Annotated in this window: 16 protein-coding genes; 1 reads left to right on the plus strand and 15 read right to left on the minus strand. The window is 38.9% G+C overall.

What is annotated here, in order from left to right; all coding sequences use genetic code 11:
• Positions 1-126: 126 nt before the first annotated feature.
• Together metH and metA are read right to left on the minus strand one after the other, a co-directional pair.
• Positions 127-3,810, minus strand: a complete 3,684-nt coding sequence (gene metH / locus DS885_RS16090; protein ID WP_113820427.1) for a methionine synthase — start codon at positions 3,808-3,810, stop codon at positions 127-129.
• A gap of 910 nt (positions 3,811-4,720) precedes the next feature.
• Positions 4,721-5,638, minus strand: a complete 918-nt coding sequence (metA, locus tag DS885_RS16095) for a homoserine O-acetyltransferase MetA (protein WP_113820428.1) — start codon at positions 5,636-5,638, stop codon at positions 4,721-4,723.
• Positions 5,639-5,883: 245 nt separating this feature from the next.
• On the opposite strand from metA, the gene DS885_RS16100 reads away from it, so the two are divergent.
• Positions 5,884-6,369 (plus strand): GNAT family N-acetyltransferase, encoded by a 486-nt coding sequence (locus DS885_RS16100; RefSeq protein ID WP_113820429.1) that lies wholly within the window; start codon positions 5,884-5,886, stop codon positions 6,367-6,369.
• A gap of 62 nt (positions 6,370-6,431) precedes the next feature.
• On the opposite strand, the gene DS885_RS16105 is transcribed toward DS885_RS16100, so the two are convergent.
• From DS885_RS16105 to gspD, 13 genes are all read right to left on the minus strand, one after another.
• Positions 6,432-7,109 carry an SCO family protein gene (locus DS885_RS16105; protein ID WP_113820430.1) on the minus strand — a complete coding sequence of 226 codons (678 nt, stop codon included), beginning with the start codon at positions 7,107-7,109 and terminating at the stop codon, positions 6,432-6,434.
• 52 nt (positions 7,110-7,161) lie between these two features.
• Positions 7,162-7,788, minus strand: a complete 627-nt coding sequence (lexA, locus tag DS885_RS16110; protein WP_113820431.1) for a transcriptional repressor LexA — start codon at positions 7,786-7,788, stop codon at positions 7,162-7,164.
• A gap of 126 nt (positions 7,789-7,914) precedes the next feature.
• Positions 7,915-8,664 carry a type II secretion system protein N gene (locus DS885_RS16115; RefSeq protein ID WP_113820432.1) on the minus strand — a complete coding sequence of 250 codons (750 nt, stop codon included), beginning with the start codon at positions 8,662-8,664 and terminating at the stop codon, positions 7,915-7,917.
• Between the two features lie 18 nt (positions 8,665-8,682).
• Positions 8,683-9,162 (minus strand): type II secretion system protein GspM, encoded by a 480-nt coding sequence (gene gspM, locus DS885_RS16120; RefSeq protein ID WP_113820433.1) that lies wholly within the window; start codon positions 9,160-9,162, stop codon positions 8,683-8,685.
• On the minus strand, positions 9,162-10,361 hold the full coding sequence (gene gspL, locus DS885_RS16125; RefSeq protein WP_113820434.1) for a type II secretion system protein GspL: 1,200 nt from the start codon (positions 10,359-10,361) through the stop codon (positions 9,162-9,164). Before gspL ends, gspM begins: the two co-directional genes overlap by 1 nt.
• Positions 10,358-11,368 (minus strand): type II secretion system minor pseudopilin GspK, encoded by a 1,011-nt coding sequence (gspK, locus tag DS885_RS16130; RefSeq protein WP_113820435.1) that lies wholly within the window; start codon positions 11,366-11,368, stop codon positions 10,358-10,360. Before gspK ends, gspL begins: the two co-directional genes overlap by 4 nt.
• Positions 11,368-12,003 carry a type II secretion system minor pseudopilin GspJ gene (gspJ, locus tag DS885_RS16135; protein ID WP_258546937.1) on the minus strand — a complete coding sequence of 212 codons (636 nt, stop codon included), beginning with the start codon at positions 12,001-12,003 and terminating at the stop codon, positions 11,368-11,370. The genes gspK and gspJ overlap by 1 nt, the downstream gene beginning before the upstream one ends.
• Positions 11,993-12,385 carry a type II secretion system minor pseudopilin GspI gene (gspI, locus tag DS885_RS16140; protein WP_220149726.1) on the minus strand — a complete coding sequence of 131 codons (393 nt, stop codon included), beginning with the start codon at positions 12,383-12,385 and terminating at the stop codon, positions 11,993-11,995. The genes gspJ and gspI overlap by 11 nt, the downstream gene beginning before the upstream one ends.
• Complete coding sequence (gspH, locus tag DS885_RS16145) at positions 12,372-12,965, minus strand: type II secretion system minor pseudopilin GspH (protein WP_113820437.1); 594 nt, start codon at positions 12,963-12,965, stop codon at positions 12,372-12,374. Before gspH ends, gspI begins: the two co-directional genes overlap by 14 nt.
• Before the next feature lie 19 nt (positions 12,966-12,984).
• On the minus strand, positions 12,985-13,425 hold the full coding sequence (gene gspG / locus DS885_RS16150; protein WP_113820438.1) for a type II secretion system major pseudopilin GspG: 441 nt from the start codon (positions 13,423-13,425) through the stop codon (positions 12,985-12,987).
• 37 nt (positions 13,426-13,462) lie between these two features.
• Entirely contained in the window at positions 13,463-14,677 is a 1,215-nt protein-coding gene (gene gspF, locus DS885_RS16155; protein ID WP_113820439.1) for a type II secretion system inner membrane protein GspF, read from the minus strand.
• A gap of 1 nt (position 14,678) precedes the next feature.
• Positions 14,679-16,199 carry a type II secretion system ATPase GspE gene (gene gspE, locus DS885_RS16160; protein ID WP_113820440.1) on the minus strand — a complete coding sequence of 507 codons (1,521 nt, stop codon included), beginning with the start codon at positions 16,197-16,199 and terminating at the stop codon, positions 14,679-14,681.
• The gene (gene gspD, locus DS885_RS16165) at positions 16,196-18,199 is read right to left on the minus strand and encodes a type II secretion system secretin GspD (protein WP_113820459.1); all 2,004 of its coding nucleotides are present in this window, start codon (positions 18,197-18,199) and stop codon (positions 16,196-16,198) included. Before gspD ends, gspE begins: the two co-directional genes overlap by 4 nt.
• Between the last annotated feature and the right edge of the window lie 75 nt (positions 18,200-18,274).

An 18,274-nucleotide genomic window follows, 5' to 3' on the forward strand; every position in this document is an offset into this window, starting at 1 on the left:
CAATAAGTAAGTATATTACTGTTGTAATTAGCATTATAAATTTAGAAAGGTGACTAGTTCCTAGAGTCATTTTTTAATACAAAAAAATGACCCAAAGGCCATTTTTCTGAATTAAATCACATATTATTAATTGATGTTGGGTCCTAACCATCGCTCTGCTGTTTGCATATCCCAACCTTTACGTTGCGCATAATCTTCTACTTGGTCTTGCTGAATACCAGCAATAGCAAAGTAACGACTTTCAGGATGAGAGAAGATCCAGCCCGATACTGCGGCACCTGGATACATGGCATAACTTGATGTTAACTGCATACCAATCTTTTGTTCTACATTCATCAAATCCCAAATAACTGCTTTTTCACTATGTTCAGGACAAGCAGGGTAACCAGGGGCAGGACGAATACCTTGATATTTTTCTCGGATTAAATCATCATTATTTAAAGTTTCATCGGCAGCAAAACCCCAATACTCTTTACGCGTTTTCTGATGTAGATACTCAGCAAAAGCCTCAGCTAAACGATCACATACAGCCTGAACTAGGATGGCATTATAGTCATCATTCTCTGCTTTATAACGATCAGCAACTTCTCGCTCACCAATCCCGCCTGTTACCGCAAAGGCAGCAATATAATCAGCCACACCGGTTGATTTAGGAGCAACATAATCAGCTAATGAATGGTTAACAAACGGAGCTTTTTTCTCGGTTTGCTGACGTAATTGATTACTCACTTGCAACACAGTTGAACGTGTTTCATCACTGTAGATTTCTATATCATCACCGACGCTATTTGCAGGAAAAATACCTACTATGCCCGATGCGCTAATTTCTCCAGCTGCTTCTACTGTATCTAACATTTTTAATGCATCAGCAAATAAGCGTGTTGCCTCTTCACCAACAACCTCATCTTTTAATATACGCGGGTATTTACCTGCTAATCCCCAAGTCATAAAGAATGGAGTCCAATCAATATATTCGCGTAAGACATTGATCGACATATTTTTAATCACTTGCACGCCTAACTGATTAGGCACTTTAGGTTGATAATTAACCCAATCAAGTTTAGCTGAATTAGCACGTGCTTGCGTCAATCCAATAGGTGCACTACGTGGGCGTTTATTCGCATGCTGCTCACGTACACGCTGGTAATCTTGATTTAATTTTTCAACGAATTCAGGTTTATTTTTGGGGCTTAATAGTTTTTGACAAACACCCACGGCACGAGAAGCGTTAGAAACATAAACCACAGGCTCATCGTAGTTTTGTTCTATTTTCACAGCGGTATGTGCTTTAGAGGTTGTTGCGCCACCAATCAATAATGGTAACTTCAGACCTTGACGTTGCATCTCTTTAGCAACATATACCATCTCATCTAAGGACGGCGTGATCAGACCTGATAAACCAATTAGATCAGCCTTTTCAGCAATCGCGGTTTTAATAATAGTTTCAGTCGATACCATTACACCCAGGTCAACGATCTCATAGTTATTACATTGTAAAATAACCCCTACAATGTTTTTACCAATATCATGAACATCACCTTTTACAGTCGCCATCACCACTTTACCATTGGTTGCTCCAACCGCTTTAGTGGCTTCAATAAATGGGTTTAAATAAGCAACCGCTTGTTTCATAACACGGGCTGATTTAACCACTTGTGGTAAAAACATTTTACCTTCGCCGAATAAATCACCAACGATATTCATTCCATCCATTAACGGCCCTTCAATCACTTCAATAGGCATATCAAAGGCTTGACGGGCTAATTCGGTATCTTCTTCAATAAACTCAGTAATACCTTTAACTAACGCATGGGCAATACGTTCATTCACTGGCAGGTTTCGCCATTCAAGGGCTTTACCGTCATCGACTTTTACTGCACCATCACCACGGTATTTTTCAGCAATATCCAGTAATGCATCAGTGGCGTTAGGATTACGATTTAATACCACGTCTTCCACTGCATCTTTTAATTCTTTTGGAATATCGTCATAAATGGCTAGTTGGGCCGCATTAACAATCCCCATGTCCATACCATTTTGAAAACAGTAATACAGGAATACTGCATGGATCGCTTCACGTACTGGGTTATTACCACGGAAGGAGAAAGATACATTAGAAACACCACCAGAAATCATCGCATGTGGTAGGTTATCTTTAATGTCTTTTACCGCGTCAATAAAATCAACGGCATAGTTATTATGTTCTTCAATACCAGTTGCAACGGCAAAAATATTAGGGTCAAAGATAATATCTTCAGGTGGAAAGCCTACTTGGTTAACCAAAATATCGTATGAACGTTCACATATTTCATATTTACGTTCACGTGTATCAGCCTGACCAACTTCATCAAAGGCCATGACAATCACAGCAAAACCGTAACGACGAATTAGTTTGGCTTGATGGATAAAATTATCAACACCCTCTTTCATACTGATAGAGTTAACAATACCTTTACCTTGTACGCACTTAAGGCCTTCTTCTAAAATTTCCCATTTAGAAGAATCTACCATAATCGGCACGCGCGAAATATCAGGTTCAGAGGCACATAGGTTTAAGAAACGTTTCATGGCAAATAATGAATCAAGCATCGCTTCATCCATATTGATATCAATAATATCAGCGCCAGCTTCCACTTGATGCAATGCAACCTCAAGGGCTTCATCGTATAACTCATCTTTAATTAAACGTTTAAAACGTGCCGAACCCGTTACGTTAGTACGTTCACCAACGTTTTGGAAAAGAGAATCAGCTCGTATTGTTAATGCTTCTAAACCACTTAAACGACAGGCTACTTCTATTTCAGGTAACTCACGTGGTTTAACGCCAGCAACGGCATCAGCCATCGCTTTAATATGTGCAGGCGTAGTACCACAACAACCACCCACTAAATTAAGGAAACCACTTTCAGCCCACTCTTTTATATGGACCGCCATTTCATCCGCTTCTAAATCATATTCACCAAAAGCATTAGGTAAACCGGCATTGGGATGAGCAGACACATACGTTTCTGAAATACGTGACATCTCTTGCACATATTGACGTAACTCATCAGGACCTAAAGCACAGTTCAAACCAAAGGTTAATGGTTCTGCATGACGTAATGAGTTGTAAAATGCTTCTGTAGTTTGGCCCGATAAAGTACGACCCGATGCATCGGTGATCGTCCCTGAAATCATCACAGGCAATTTATAACCTAGCTCTTCAAATACGGTTTCTACTGCAAAAACAGCGGCTTTAGCATTCAAGGTATCAAAAATAGTTTCAATCAGAATTAAATCACTGCCACCTTTAATCAAGGCTTTAGTTGATTCAATGTAAGCAGTTACTAGTTCATCAAAGCTAACGTTACGAAAAGCAGGATCGTTCACATCAGGAGAAATAGAACAAGTACGGTTAGTTGGGCCTAAAACACCTGCAACAAAACGTGGACGGTCAGGCATTTCATCGGTTTTTTCATCGGCAACACGACGCGCAATACGCGCAGCTTCATAGTTAATTTCAGCAGAGATAGATTGCATATCGTAATCTGCCATGGCGATGGTCGTTGCATTGAAAGTATTAGTTTCTAGGATATCAGCGCCAGCATCTAAGTACTGACGATGAATATTAGCAATCACTTCAGGTTGTGTGATCACCAATAAATCATTATTACCTTTTAAGTCACAGCTCCATTCTTTAAAGCGTTCGCCGCGAAAATCAGCTTCTTCAAATTTCTGATCCTGGATCATGGTGCCCATGCCACCATCTATCAGAAGAATATGTTTTTCTAATTGCGCTTTTATCATCGCACTACGATCACTTACCGACATAGAGTTCCCTGTTTCTTTTATTCTGAATAAAAAATGAGTGAAAATAATAGCATAGAAGTTGAGCTCATAATCTTTTAAAGGCATTTCTATCTTGAAATATTCTGTTATAAATTATGAATTTTTTGATAGTTGTTTGCTGATAAAGGTCAATTACACAGATAAAAAGTGAAGAATATTCATTTTGATGGTGCTGTAATAACAATTACATTAAATAATGTTTTCTAAATTTTACGCAGGAAAAGAACTGAGTTATTCGATGTAATTTTAACAAGTAAAATAGATAAGTTAGTTAGCATGATTAGTATAAGGAAAGGCAAATATAAAAAAAGCGAGCCATTACGATAGCTCGCTTTTGAATAATTTTTTTAAGTAGTAAAGAACGTGTATGACTGTGAGTTTACCAATCACAATCTATATTAAAAGCAAATATGAACGGTGCCCGTTGGCAATGCGTTTGCTAAATAATGAAACGCCTAGTGTTGATATTCGCTTTTAAAAAAACCAAAAAACTTAATAATAATCAAACCTCCAGTGTCAATGAGTACAACCGGTATCAATCATATAAAAATCAACTTGAATGCTCTTTGAGCCAATGAGTCCTTAAATTAACAACTCAGTAATAGTTGATTGCTTATACACCGGTACGCGTAATAATTAAAAATAACTGTACCTCCATAATCTCTTGATTAAATTATAAAAATTTATTTTATTAACGTCTTTAGAAAGCCCATTACAAACAACAAACTCTCTCTAGGAACCTGTTTTTGTAACAACGATTGTTATCACAAGAGTAAATGTAACTGTTAACTCCCTTACTCATAAATAAGTATAGGAAGGGTTTTCAATTTAGCTAGTATTTTTAATAAATAAATTTAAAAAATTTTTTTAAGTAAGCTTTATAACCCTATCACTACGTTAAATCTGTTAGGTCATATGGCGTTACCTGATAAACACAATAGTTTAGCCAGTTACTATATAAGAGGTTGCCATGACTACGCCAAATCGCTCTTGGCGGTTGGTTTGCATCATCTTGCGGATAATAATTTATCGGCAATTCAGGCTCTAAACCTTCTTCTAAATCTCGCAAGTACTCATTATGTAAAGTACTCGCATCATATTCAGGATGACCCGTAATATACACTTGACGACAATCTGGGCTAGCAGCTAAATACACACCCGCTTCTTTTTCATCTGCAAAAACCGTTAGGTCGGTTTTTTCTTGAATTTCAGCGCTATCAAACTCAGCGTAACGTGACAAAGGAGCCCAAAACTCATCATCAAAACCACGTACTAAAGGATGTTGATGGTGATGTGTTTTATGTGGATAAATGCCTGATAATTTATCATCGCGTGTCACTTTATCCAGGTCATAAAATATTTTTAACGCCGCTTGTGCCGCCCAACATAAAAATAATGTTGAGGTAACATTGTGGCGAGACCACTCAACAATTTCAGTAAACTTTTCCCAGTAGTAAACATTTTCAAAGGGGATAGTACCTAGAGGTGCGCCAGTAATAATAAAACCATCCCATTTTTGTTCTTTAAGGCGCTCAAAGTCGCCGTAAAACTTATCTAAATGTTTTTGAGGCGTATTACGGCTAGCGCGTGCATCTACACGCAATAACTCAATATCAACTTGCAAAGGTGTATTAGACAACAAACGCATCAATTGTGTTTCTGTTTCAATTTTTTTCGGCATTAAGTTCAAAATTAATACACGTAGCGGACGGATATTTTGGTGACTTGCCCGTGTCTCGGACATCGTAAAGATGTTCTCAGATTTTAAAATACTCGATGCAGGTAAATCGTCTGGAATACGAATTGGCATATTAGTTTCCTCTACAAATAAACGTTTAGATGTCTAGAAGTCTAACATCATAATTAAATTTAAACATCATTAATTGTGGTTTCTGAACATTTCATATCATCAGTATTTCAACTTTAATCGTATAAAGCGATGCGATGAGTATGATGTGCACCGCATCACCTCCCTTTATTGATCGACTATTCTAGTATCTACCTAATGCTTTCGTTAGACTGCCTACATCAATCAATAATATGAAAGGAATGACTATGCTAGAAACTAAAACGCTTATTGCAGACTTAAACAACCCTCAACATGCTAAAGCATATCTTAGTTTGATGTCTCACTATGCTAGTGATCCTATGGGTGGCGGTAAAGATATTAGTGACTACGCTAAACAAAATTTAGTGCCTAGTTTAATGAAACGTACAGATGTGTTTATTGTATTGATTTTTGATGGCGAGACACCTGCTGCTTTATTAACAGCTATTGAAGGCTTTTCTACTTTTGCTTGTAAACCACTGTTTAATATTCACGATGTAGTGGTTCATTCTGATTATAGAGGCAATGGATTAACCAAACATTTATTTGAACGAATTGAAGAGTTAGCGAAGTTTCGTGAGTGTTGTAAAATAACCTTAGAAGTATTAAGTGGTAATGAAGTAGCTTGTAAAGCTTACGAGGCACTAGGCTTTTCAGATTACCAATTAGATCCAGAGTATGGCAGCGCATTATTTTGGACAAAATCGCTATAAATCCCGACAGGTAACCATTAGCGAATGTTAATGGTTACTGGTTACTGGCTATAAAACAGTTATTAAATTGTTTTACCTTGTTGATAACTCGCTTGAATCTTTTTAATGTCTTCCACCATTAAGTCCATATCAACCTGATTAATCCCCTGCTCATTACGCACTGATTTAAAGGTAGCGTGAAACTCTCCTTCAGGATTTATCAGCACAATAGAAGCACTGTGATCAACTAAGTAATACTGATCTTGCTCACTCTCTTCAACAATACTGTAGATTAATCCAAGTTGCGTAACAAAAGGCCATAACTGTTTATGTGTGCCTGTGACACCAATAAAATTAGGGTTAAAGTAATTCACATAATCGGCGAGTTGCTCAGCTTTATCGCGGTTGGGGTCAACTGATACAAACACCACTTGGGTAGTGTTATCTGGATCATTGGGTAGCAATGGATAAACGCGATCTAGGTTAGCTAAAGTTGTTGGGCAAACATCAGGGCAAAAAGTATAACCAACAAAAAACAACGTCCATTTTCCTTTTAAAGAAGCATTTGTAAAGGCTACTTTCCCAGCTTTTTGAAAGGCAAAATCAGGTAAAACAGGGTGAGACTGATTTAAGACTAAGGCTTTATTGTCTGTGACAAAAGGTAGGCGACTACTGGTATTTAAAGCGCTTGCTTGTAACACTCCGAATAACAAACAAAACCCCATCATGATACAAGTAAATACAATAATTAAAGGTTTCATTTGTTCTCTCTTTTAACAATTTATACCACCAACTTTAAGGTGATTTTTATAGTTACATCCAATCTGCAGTTCTAATAACCCCTACAGCAATACCTTCAATATCAAAAGCTTGGTATTCTAAGTCCACTTTAATCGGGTCAAACAAGTTATTTTCTGCTTTTAAGGTCACTTGCTTTCCATCACGATAAAAACGTTTTACGGTGACATCTTCTTCAACGCGTGCAACAACTACTTGGCCATTATTGATATTTTGAGTTTTATGTACCGCTAATAGATCGCCATCCATAATACCAATATCTTTCATACTTTCACCTTGTACACGTAATAGAAAATCCGCTGTTGGGTGAAATAATGAAGGATCTACATCGTAATGGGTTTCAACATGTTCTTGTGCCAATATAGGCTCACCAGCAGCGACTTTACCAATTAATGGTAAACCTTCCACTACTACTTCATTATCTTTGTGCTCAGTCACAACACGAATACCACGAGAAGTACCCGATAAGATTTCAATCGCACCTTTACGTGCCAGTGCTTTTAAATGCTCTTCAGCAGCATTCGCACTTTTAAAACCAAGAATCTTTGCCAGTTCCACGCGCGTTGGTGGCATGCCTGTCTTAGCTATTTGATCTTTAATTACATCTAAAACTTCGCCTTGGCGTTTAGTTAGCTCTTTCATTAGGATCTCCACGCATTAATAAACTGTAAACATACACAGTGTATATTCATACATGGTTAAATACCAGCTATCACGTTATTTTTATTCAACGACTAAGGTTATCTGCAAAAACACGCTTAAATCAAACTACAGTTGGCCACTAAAAGTCACTGTGGTTGCACCACTGGCATTTTTAGGACCAATCCAATTAAGAGACTTAGCTACCGAAGGCGCTAATTTATCGGTTCCCTGAATTTCTCCATTTAGCTTATAAACACCTGCCTCGCTTAAGGTAATATCTAATGCAGTTGTTAATTCATCAGACTGTTGATTAACAAAAGCGGTTATATCGCCGTCATCACAACCTAGCTCAACTGTTGGAGAATCAAGGTTTACTCTGCCTAACTGGCTATTCACAACGGCATTCTGCCACAACACATTACCTTGCAGTTGTTGACAATAAGGCTGACCTTGAACAACTTCTTTAATCACAGCAGATAAGTTACCTTCAAGTTTCACTGGTAAACGCATCGGCAATAATGTCAGCAGCTCTTTTGCAGTTAGGTCTAAGATGACATTGCTTGCTTTGGTACCCGATAGACCATAACTAACAAAACCTTTGCCAGACATAGCGTCAGGGCCGTTATAAAAAGAGACATCACCAGCTAGATTTAATGTTAATAAATCCATTACACTAACGTTCCATTTAACGTTATCGAAGCTTAATTTTCGATTTACTTCTACTTCTTGTGCTTGTCCTTGCCAGATCGTGCCACTGACATTTTTTATCTTAAGGCCATTTAATGGGATCCAACCCACTACTAAAGCAGCAGGTAATTTAATAATTAAAGTCGCGAGATAAACTAAGACGACTAAAATGGCGATTTTGATTTTCATTGACTGCCTTTAATTTTATTAATAACTTAATGTTAAACGGTTAATTTTTACTAAACCTTGCACTTTGTCTTGGCTTAAATCGGCACTATTAATTTTCACTTTATGCTGATTTTGTAGGCTAGTTATCCAATCAATAAACTGGTTAAATTCAATTTGATTTATCCAGACATCCACTGTGTCGTTACGACTTTGAATACGCGTTATATTAATTTGGTTACGTTTAGCACTGCTATTGATGAGTTGTGACAATGTTTGTCTTTTACCTGTGTCTTGATTAACTCCACCAGCACTGATCACTTTATTAGCATTCACTTTCACCCATTCTAAGCTTTGTTGTGCGTTCTTAAGTTGTTGTTCGCTGGCCGCTAAGTTGTTCGCTAAGGGTTGCCACACAATAAAGTAGATAAAAGCAATAAACAGAATAACCGCAGAAATAAAGGTAAGTTGTTGCTCTCTTTGGCTAATGCTTTCCCACCAATCTTTAATTTGTTCAAACATTATTTAACCCTCACAGTCACTGTACCCGCGATACGATCTGCATTATTACCTAACGTTCCCTGCTCAAAATTATAACGAGATGGTACATTAGCAGCGAATTGCTCAAAGGCTTGGAAACTATTTGCACTGATTGTTAAGCTCAGCTCTTGATTTCTACTGGTGTATTTTAAGTTGGAAATATTGATACTTGGTACCGCTTTTAAAGCAGGCAGTAGGTCATTTAAAATAATCAATAGGCCTGTCTCTTCTTGATCAACATTAGTGCTTGCTAAGAGAGTTTTTAATCGCTTTTTAATACGGCTGTATCTTAATCGACCTTGTTCAGGGAAAGCAGCTTGGTAAACATCTTCTACCTGTGATTTAACCACTAAGGTTTGCTGTTCAGTCTGCTCTATTTTCACAAATAGATTAACCACTAATACTACAAATAATATCCCGGCAGCAACCGCTACCCCTTTCCATTTATGTAGCTGTAAGTGGTTTTCTTTATGTACTGCAAATTCACCCGTTAATAAATTGGACTGATTATGAATAGCGCCTTCACTTAACAGCTGCATAGGCAATACAGGCGATGCTGCGACCCATTGTCCTACTGGAATATCAGGCAGAGGGCTATAGCTTTGAATCACTTGTTGTGTATTTTGTTGTAAACGTAAGGCAAGTACATCGGCAAGCATTTCATCTTCACAACTCCAAGCCTGGAAAGCACTTTCTCGAATCAACCATTGCTTGCCTTGTTGTAAAGCTTGCCATTGTGTTTCATCTGCGGATGGTAATGCTAGCGCTTCAGGAATTAAACGCTGACAGAATATTTCAGCGGCCTCTAACCAATCTAACCAAAGTTGCACTTTAGATTTAAAACAGATAGCCACTTCAATTTGATCGACTTTTTTAGACAACACAGAAAAATGTAATTTATCTACATCACTGGCTAACTCATCCTCAAGCATATAAGGTAAGGCTTGTTGTAGTTGACGTGTAAAGTTGCCCTTAATCGCTACCGACTTTAAGGTAATATCAACACTCGGCGCTAAACAAATGACTTTACGTGTTTGTGCTTTTTCAGTTAATAAGGTTAAGGCTTCTGCATTATCTAATTCGCCAGAAGCAATAATTTCTTGTTCTTTCTCAGACCATATTAACCAATGAATTGTCTGATGTGCTTCACTTGCTAGGCGAATAATTAATTGTTCACTCACTGAGCCTCTCCAGCGCCAACCAACTCATCTATCCCTGCATATTGGAATCGAATCTCGGTGGCTTCTTCACTCTCTATATTAAATAATAGCTTTAATACTATTACACGTTGGTCAAATTCTGCTGCACCATAAAATTGAAAATAATCACTGGTGACACTTAATTGCGCTTGTTCTTCATCAGAAATTGACTCTCCATCCAATAAATCTTCAGATAAGAACTCCTCTACCGATTCCCAACCACTGGTAGGTCTATCATCAATAAGCTCTTCAAAATCTTCCACACTAAAATCTAAATCTTCTGAAAACAGCGAATATAATAAAGCCGCTTTATCTTGCCTGACCGTATTCACATTAATCAACTGTTCAGAGGTGGGTAATGCACATAAGTAATCTTTAATGTTTTCGTAAATTTCCGCTGTGACACCTTGCACAGAACGTAACTCTGAAATATCGACCATTAAGTTGTTTGCGGTTAAATGTGGTACTTGCAAAGATTCGTAATAACGATCTTCAGCCCCTTCTGATTCATCTGCTGAATCATCGCTATCAACCCAATCTCGCGCAGATTCAACAATCGTATCTGCGGTACCTTCTTCTACATCTAACTCTTCTAACAAACGTTTTAATTGGCTAACCGCTAATGGTTCGTCATCTTCATCATCGTCTTCCTGAGTTGCTAATGCATTGACATTAAAGCAACTTCTGAAGTCCACCATATTGCCGGTGATTTGACCTTCATCCACGGGAAACACTAAATCTGGCGTTGCCCAAGTTTGATTTAAGCTCACAATATCACTGTCTTCAAAATCATCTTCTAAAATCATTCGGCTGAATTCAACCGTAGCTTGCCCGTACCAATAAATTTTGTCTGAGTAGTTCACTCCCTCAGTACGTAATAAACTAGAGGTCATTCTACCCGTCATGGTAGAAGCAACCGTCACCATGATCGCTAAGATCATTAGTACTGTGATTAATGCGATGCCCTGTTGTTTATGCGGCGCTGACATTAATCTCCGACCTCACTAGCCGCTAAGATAAATACCCGTCTTAGCTCGCCATAATGTTTACTGTTGATGGTGATCTCAATCCCCGTTGGTAATTCAGAGTTGGATGACCATGTTGTTACCCAGGTATCATCCCAAAAACGAAAAGATAACCCTTCCACATCATTTAAAATAACTTGTTGTTCAGTCTCTTCACCGGAAATAGTATCCGGATGTAAATAATATAAACGTTGTAACTGGCCATCTTGAACACGATAACCAACACGTAACACATTAGATCGAGGTAATAAATTAAGTGGGTTAAACCAGCCTAAACGATTAAACTCAATCCCTTCATATTCAGAATCTAGAATTCCATCTCCAGCATATAAAACTTGTAAATCTTCGTCGTCAGTCCCTTCGGTACGCGATGTTCTAGCAACCATTTGCACAAAATCCCGCTCTATCAACAACATGCCGCGTTGGATCTCTTTTAAGTTTTGATCATGTTCACGACTTATTTCACCGCTACGTAATACACCTTGCAATATCTGATAAGCAGCAAAGCTGAGCATGGCAAAAATAGCAATGGCGACCAGGATTTCAACTAAGGTGAAACCTTGATTTTTTGAGATACGCTGACCTTGTTTATTGTGCAACATAAGTCCTTATATACCCCAATGCTTGACCATCTTTTGTATCACTCACTTCAACATCTAATGCTCTAAAACTATTATTGCTGGTTTTCACACCTTTGTAGCGTAAATACCATGTTACACCAGCAAACTCGACCTCTTCTTCTTCCCAGTTTAAACCAGGCCACTCTTCCTCTATTTTTAGTTCAGCAAGGCGATTACTAGCAATCCAGGTGGCAAAGGTTTTTTGTTGTAAATAGTCCTGATTACGTAAGGATTCAGAAGCTGCCTGCATTACAGCTAACCCTGCAGTCGCTAAAATAACCAAGGCTAACATCACCTCTAATAAGGTCATGCCCGCTTGCTGTTGAATGCTTTTTTTAGCGTTAGCTTTATTCACCGTCATACTCTTTAATCACATCGATCACACCGGTCATGGACACCTTAACGGTGACATCATGGCTAGTATCACCTGTATTAAAGAAGGTATAACTAAAGGGAGTCACTTCGCCACTCGCCATAATATAAATCACAGGTTGCAATGTGCTCTGCTCTTCCTCACCAATATTTACACGCTCAGAGTCACTAATAAATGAATCATCGGTTGCACTATTTTGTACTGCTTCTAATTCACCCCAAACACTACCGGATAAATCAAATTCAGCGAGCATATCATCAGGAAATGTCACATCGCCTTTAATACGCTCATCAACAATCGGTATCCACTGCTTAGTGGTTACATCATAAGATGTGAAGGTATAACCCTGTTCATTAAACTGAATACCAAACTCTGTATTTAAAATAAGAGCCTGATCTTGAGCAAGCTGCACCAAAGTGGTAAAACGTTGGGCATGCCATTCAGTGCTTTCAGTAGTACTGCCGCTACTGGGTAAAGTCATCACTACGCTAACAGAAACCATACCGAGTAATAACAGTACTAGCATGACTTCTAATAGCGTGAAGCCTCGATTGCGATGTCGCAACATGCGCACTTAATCCTAGTGACTATTTATCAAGTAAATTCCAGTTACCGATATCATCATCAGTACCCTCTTCACCATCTAGACCCACAGATAGAATATCGATTTTGCCGTTTTCACCTGGGCTATTTAAGACATAATCATTACCCCAAGGGTCTTGTGGAAGACGTTTAATATAACCATCTTCACGGTAATTACGTGGTGTTGGTGACACGCTTGGCTCTGATACTAACGCTTCTAAGCCTTGGTCTGTTGTTGGATAAACGCTGTTATCTAACTTATACATATCCAGAGAATTCTCTAAAGCAACGATATCTGATTTCACCTTTTGGATATCAGCTTTGTCTTTGTTACCGATGAGATTAGGTACCACCATAGCTGCTAATACACCTAGGATCACGATAACCACCATGATCTCCAGTAAAGTAAAACCTTTTTGTTGTTGCGTTGAAGTTGATTTTTTCACTTTCTTGTCCTTTTTTATTTTCTGAGAAATGGTTCAGCTATCCTGATACCAAATTATTAAGCGCTAATATTGGTTGTAAAATTGCGGCAACAATAAACAACACAACACCCGCCATGGAAATAACTAATGCCGGCTCAAACAAACCTAATGCTAATGTCACTTGCGCCGAAAACTGTTTATCTTGATTATCTGCTGAACGTTCTAACATATTACCTAACTCACCGCTACGCTCACCACTAGCAATCATATGTAACATCATAGGTGGGAACAGCTTCGTACTGGCTAATGCTCGCCCTAAACTTGTCCCTTCTCTGACTCGTTCAGCCGCCTCTCCTACTTTTAAACGTATATGTAGATTACTTAATACATTACCAGCAATGCTCATGGCTTCAAGCAAGGGAACTGAACTGCTATTTAAAATGCTTAATGTTCTGGCAAAACGTGCTGTATTAAGTTCATTCACCACTTTACCAATAACTGGAAAATTAAGCAGAGCACGATCAAATCGTAGCTGATTTTTAGCTTTTCGTAAGTAATGCTTAAATAATAAAAAGGCGATAATACACAAGCCAACAAAATACAAACCATAAGCGCTCAGTGCATCACTGGTAGCAATGAGAAATTTAGTCGAGGCAGGTAGGTCAGCGCCCATATGTTGGAATTGCCCAACAACTTGTGGCACCACTGAAGTTAATAGAATCGCCACCACTGAAATAGCCACCAGCGTTAATACGATTGGGTAGATCAACGCCTGCATCATCTTGCTTTTCATCTCTTGGCGCTGTTCTTCGTAATCTGCGAGTCTATCTAATACTTTTTCTAAATGACCAGACTTTTCACCCGCTGCCACCATCGCACAAAACAGGTTATCAAAGATCATCGGGTAATTACGCATACTATCGGCTAGACTATAACCTTCGATAACACCACCACGTACCGCCGAAATCATATCTTTAATTTTTGGCTTATCGCATTGGTCAGCAACCGCTTGTAACGATTCTTCAATGGGAATCGATGAGGCCACTAAAGTAGAAAGCTGGCGGGTAATAAGCGCTAAATCGGTGGTTTTTATCTTGGTTTGAATAAAACTTTTACCAGCTTTTTTACGTTTTGCAGCAATCGCCTCCACTTCTAGCGGCATCATGCCTGCATTACGTAACTGCTGCCGTAGCATACGTGCAGAATCAGCTTCTTGCGTGCCTTTTTTCTGTTTGCCTTTTGCGTCTATCGCTTTATAAGAAAAAGTAGCCACACTAATCCTCTCTTGTTACACGTAAAATCTCTTCTAACGTTGTTAGACCAGCCATTACTTTCTGGATACCATCGTCGCGAATGCTTTCTGAGGTTTTACGAATTTCACGCTCAATAGCCTGTTCACCTGCACCAGTATGGACAAGTTCACGCACTACTTCATTGACCACTAACAGCTCATGAATACCGGTACGTCCACGATATCCAGTGTGATTACATTGCACACAGCCGTCAGGGCGATAAATAATCGCTTGTTCATCTTCCGCTTTCCCTAAAATCACTTTTTCAGAATCAGTAGCAGAATGAGCAACTTTACAATGTGGACATAAACGACGTACTAAACGTTGCGCAAGCACACCTAGAATACTCGATGATAAAAGGAAAGGCTCTACACCCATATCATGTAAACGAGTTACTGCACCAACTGCAGTATTAGTGTGTAAGGTAGATAATACTAAGTGACCAGTTAAACTGGCTTGTACGGCGATCTCTGCAGTTTCTAAGTCACGGATTTCACCAATCATCACCACATCAGGATCTTGACGTAAAATCGCACGTAAACCACGTGCAAAGGTCATATCTACCTTGGTATTAACTTGTGTTTGACCAATGCCATCGATGGCATACTCAATAGGATCTTCAACAGTAAGAATGTTCCTATCGCGCGAGTTTATCTCTAATAACCCTGCATAAAGCGTGGTACTTTTACCTGAACCCGTTGGGCCCGTTACTAAGATAATACCGTGTGGTTTATGAATTAAATTTTGTAGTAATTTATGGTTTTTAGGCGTCATTCCTAGCGTAGATAAATCCAGCTTAACGGCATTTTTATCCAATAAACGTAGTACTACGCGTTCACCGTGGCTCGCAGGCATGGTTGATACACGTACATCAACAGCACGACCACCAATACGTAATGAAATACGACCATCCTGCGGAATACGCTTTTCAGCAATATCCAATTTAGCCATTACTTTAATACGAGAGACTAATAGCGCTGCTAACTTGCGTTGCGGTTTTAGTATTTCACGTAAAACACCATCGATACGGAAGCGAATAACCAAGGTTTGTTCAAAGGTTTCAATATGAATATCCGATGCTTCTTCTTTAATCGCTTCACCTAACATAGCGTTGATCAACTTAATGATCGGCGCATCATCTTCGGCCTCTAGTAAATCATCATCGGCAGGCAATTCTTCAGCTAGGGTAAAGAAATCATCAGCCCCCAAATCTTCCATTAGTTGCTGCGCTTCCAATGAAGAAGATTGATAAGCACGCGCAACTAACCTATCAAAGGTTTCATTGTCCACCTGTTGGGTACTAAAAGCATGACCTATCACACGTCTTGCCTCGACTAATAACTCCACTGAAGGTGGTTGTTTAAAACACAAAGTACTATTCGGACCGTCGTGGGACATCACCAATTCATGCTTTTTAGAGAAAGTAAAAGGCAATTGCCCCGAAGGTGTAAACTCTACAACCTCCGGATCTAATGCACTATCGACATCACTCACATTATTCATATCGCTTTATCCGCTTTTTCTAAATCAATCTCGTGATTACTTTCACGCTCTGACTTTAAAAACGTTCTTGGATCAATTTCAACGGACTCACCCCAATGTGGCAACAGTGGGACCTCAGTTTCAGGCATTAGTGCAACACCATCAACACCTTGGCTCAGCTGTATTTGACGCATTAAGCCATACTTACGTTGGCTGAGTTGCATCATAGTTTCATCGTCACGAATAATCGTTGCACGTAAGAACACCATTAGATTGCGTTTTTCAGTAGAACTTTGAGTAGAACGGAATAACACACCAAGGTATGGGATATCACCTAACCATGGCACTTTATCTATCGTCTCATTCACTTCTTCATCGATTAAACCACCAATTACAATGGTTTCACCTGATTTAGCTAACACAGAGGTTTTCACTGAACGTGTAGCAAACACCACATCCACTGACGTTTGACCTTGAATACTTGATACCTCTTGTTCAATGACCATTTGCACCGAATCACCTTCATTGATCTGAGGCGTCACTTTTAACTTAATACCAACCTCTTTACGTTCAATGGTCTGGAATGGATTATCGTTAGAAGTGCTCGATGTAGAGCCTGTTAATACCGGTACTTCGTCACCAACAATAAAGCTTGCTTCTTGATTATCAAGCGTCGTAATACTCGGTGTTGCCAAGATATTTGAAGTACTGGTAGAACTTAATGCCTGAATAATCACAGCCCAATCACTGTTCACATAACCGGCTACACCACCTGAAATAGAAGATAACGCACTTGATAGATCTTCATAGTCATCTTCATCATTATCAATGGCATATACACCCGTCGCTAAATCAGTTAGCGATGCACCGTTGTCGTTAAATTGAGTACCTAAACCTGAAGTACTACCCCATTGAACATTTAAACGAACACCGTCACCTTCAGACACTTCTACAATAATAGCTTCCACTAACACTTGCGCACGGCGAATATCCAACTGGTGAATAATGCTAGTTAATGACGACATTAACGCAGGTTGTGCGGAAATGATGATCGAGTTAGTTGGTTCATGTGCTTGGATATTTAAATTAGAATCGTTACTACTATTGCTCGATTTCTTCGAAGAAGGGTCTTCTAGACCTTTACTAACGCCTGTTAATACCTGAGCGACTTCTTTTGCATCAGCATATTTAAGGTAGAAAACACGTGTGTTACCGTTATTTTTCAGTTCACTATCTAAAGACTTGATCAGTTTGATGACACGGCTTCGCGTACTTGGCTCACCACTCACAATCACTGAGTTAGTTCTTTCATCGGCGACTAAACGTGGTTTAAGTACACTCGTAGAACTGCTTTTAGAGCTGGTTGAGGTTTCTTGAATAGAGTTGATCATATTAACCATGTCGAGGGCACTGGCAAATCGCAACTTAACAATATCCACTTCTTGGTCACCGGCTTTATCCACACGATGAATAATTTTCACTAAACGATTTACTACCGCCGCACGACCAGTGATCATAATAACGTTTGAAGGGTCGTAATGCACCACGTTACCGCCACCAGCACTATCATTTAATTGACGTAATAAAGGCGCAAGCTCTCTTACTGATACATTGATAACAGGTACAACACGGGTAACCATCTCATCGCCTTTGTACTCACTGTCATCGTCGATAACCGGAATCGCAGCAACCTTCGCATCTTTGGATTTAATGACTTTAATGATGCCGTTATCCATTTCAACAATCGCAAAACCATATACTTCTAATACATTTAAGAAGAATTGGTAATATTGGCTTTCATTAAGTAGGTCATAACTACGTACATTAATTTTACCGCGTACTGATGGGTCTAAAATGATGGTTTTATTTAAGTTTTTACCAACAATATTAATAAACTCATTTAAATCAGCATTTTTAAAACTAGCAGAATACTCTGCAGCTTCTACTACAGCAGACTGTGAAAACAAAACAAAAACACTAGCCCCCAAAAAGCTAACCAGTCTTTTCTTTATTCCTAACATCATTACAACCTCATTGCTTGCTACTTCTGCTTATAATCTCGCTATTAATATATTATGACAATTAATAGTTCAGCG

The organism is Psychromonas sp. B3M02 (assembly GCF_003318165.1).
In the GTDB taxonomy this organism is placed as follows: domain Bacteria; phylum Pseudomonadota; class Gammaproteobacteria; order Enterobacterales; family Psychromonadaceae; genus Psychromonas.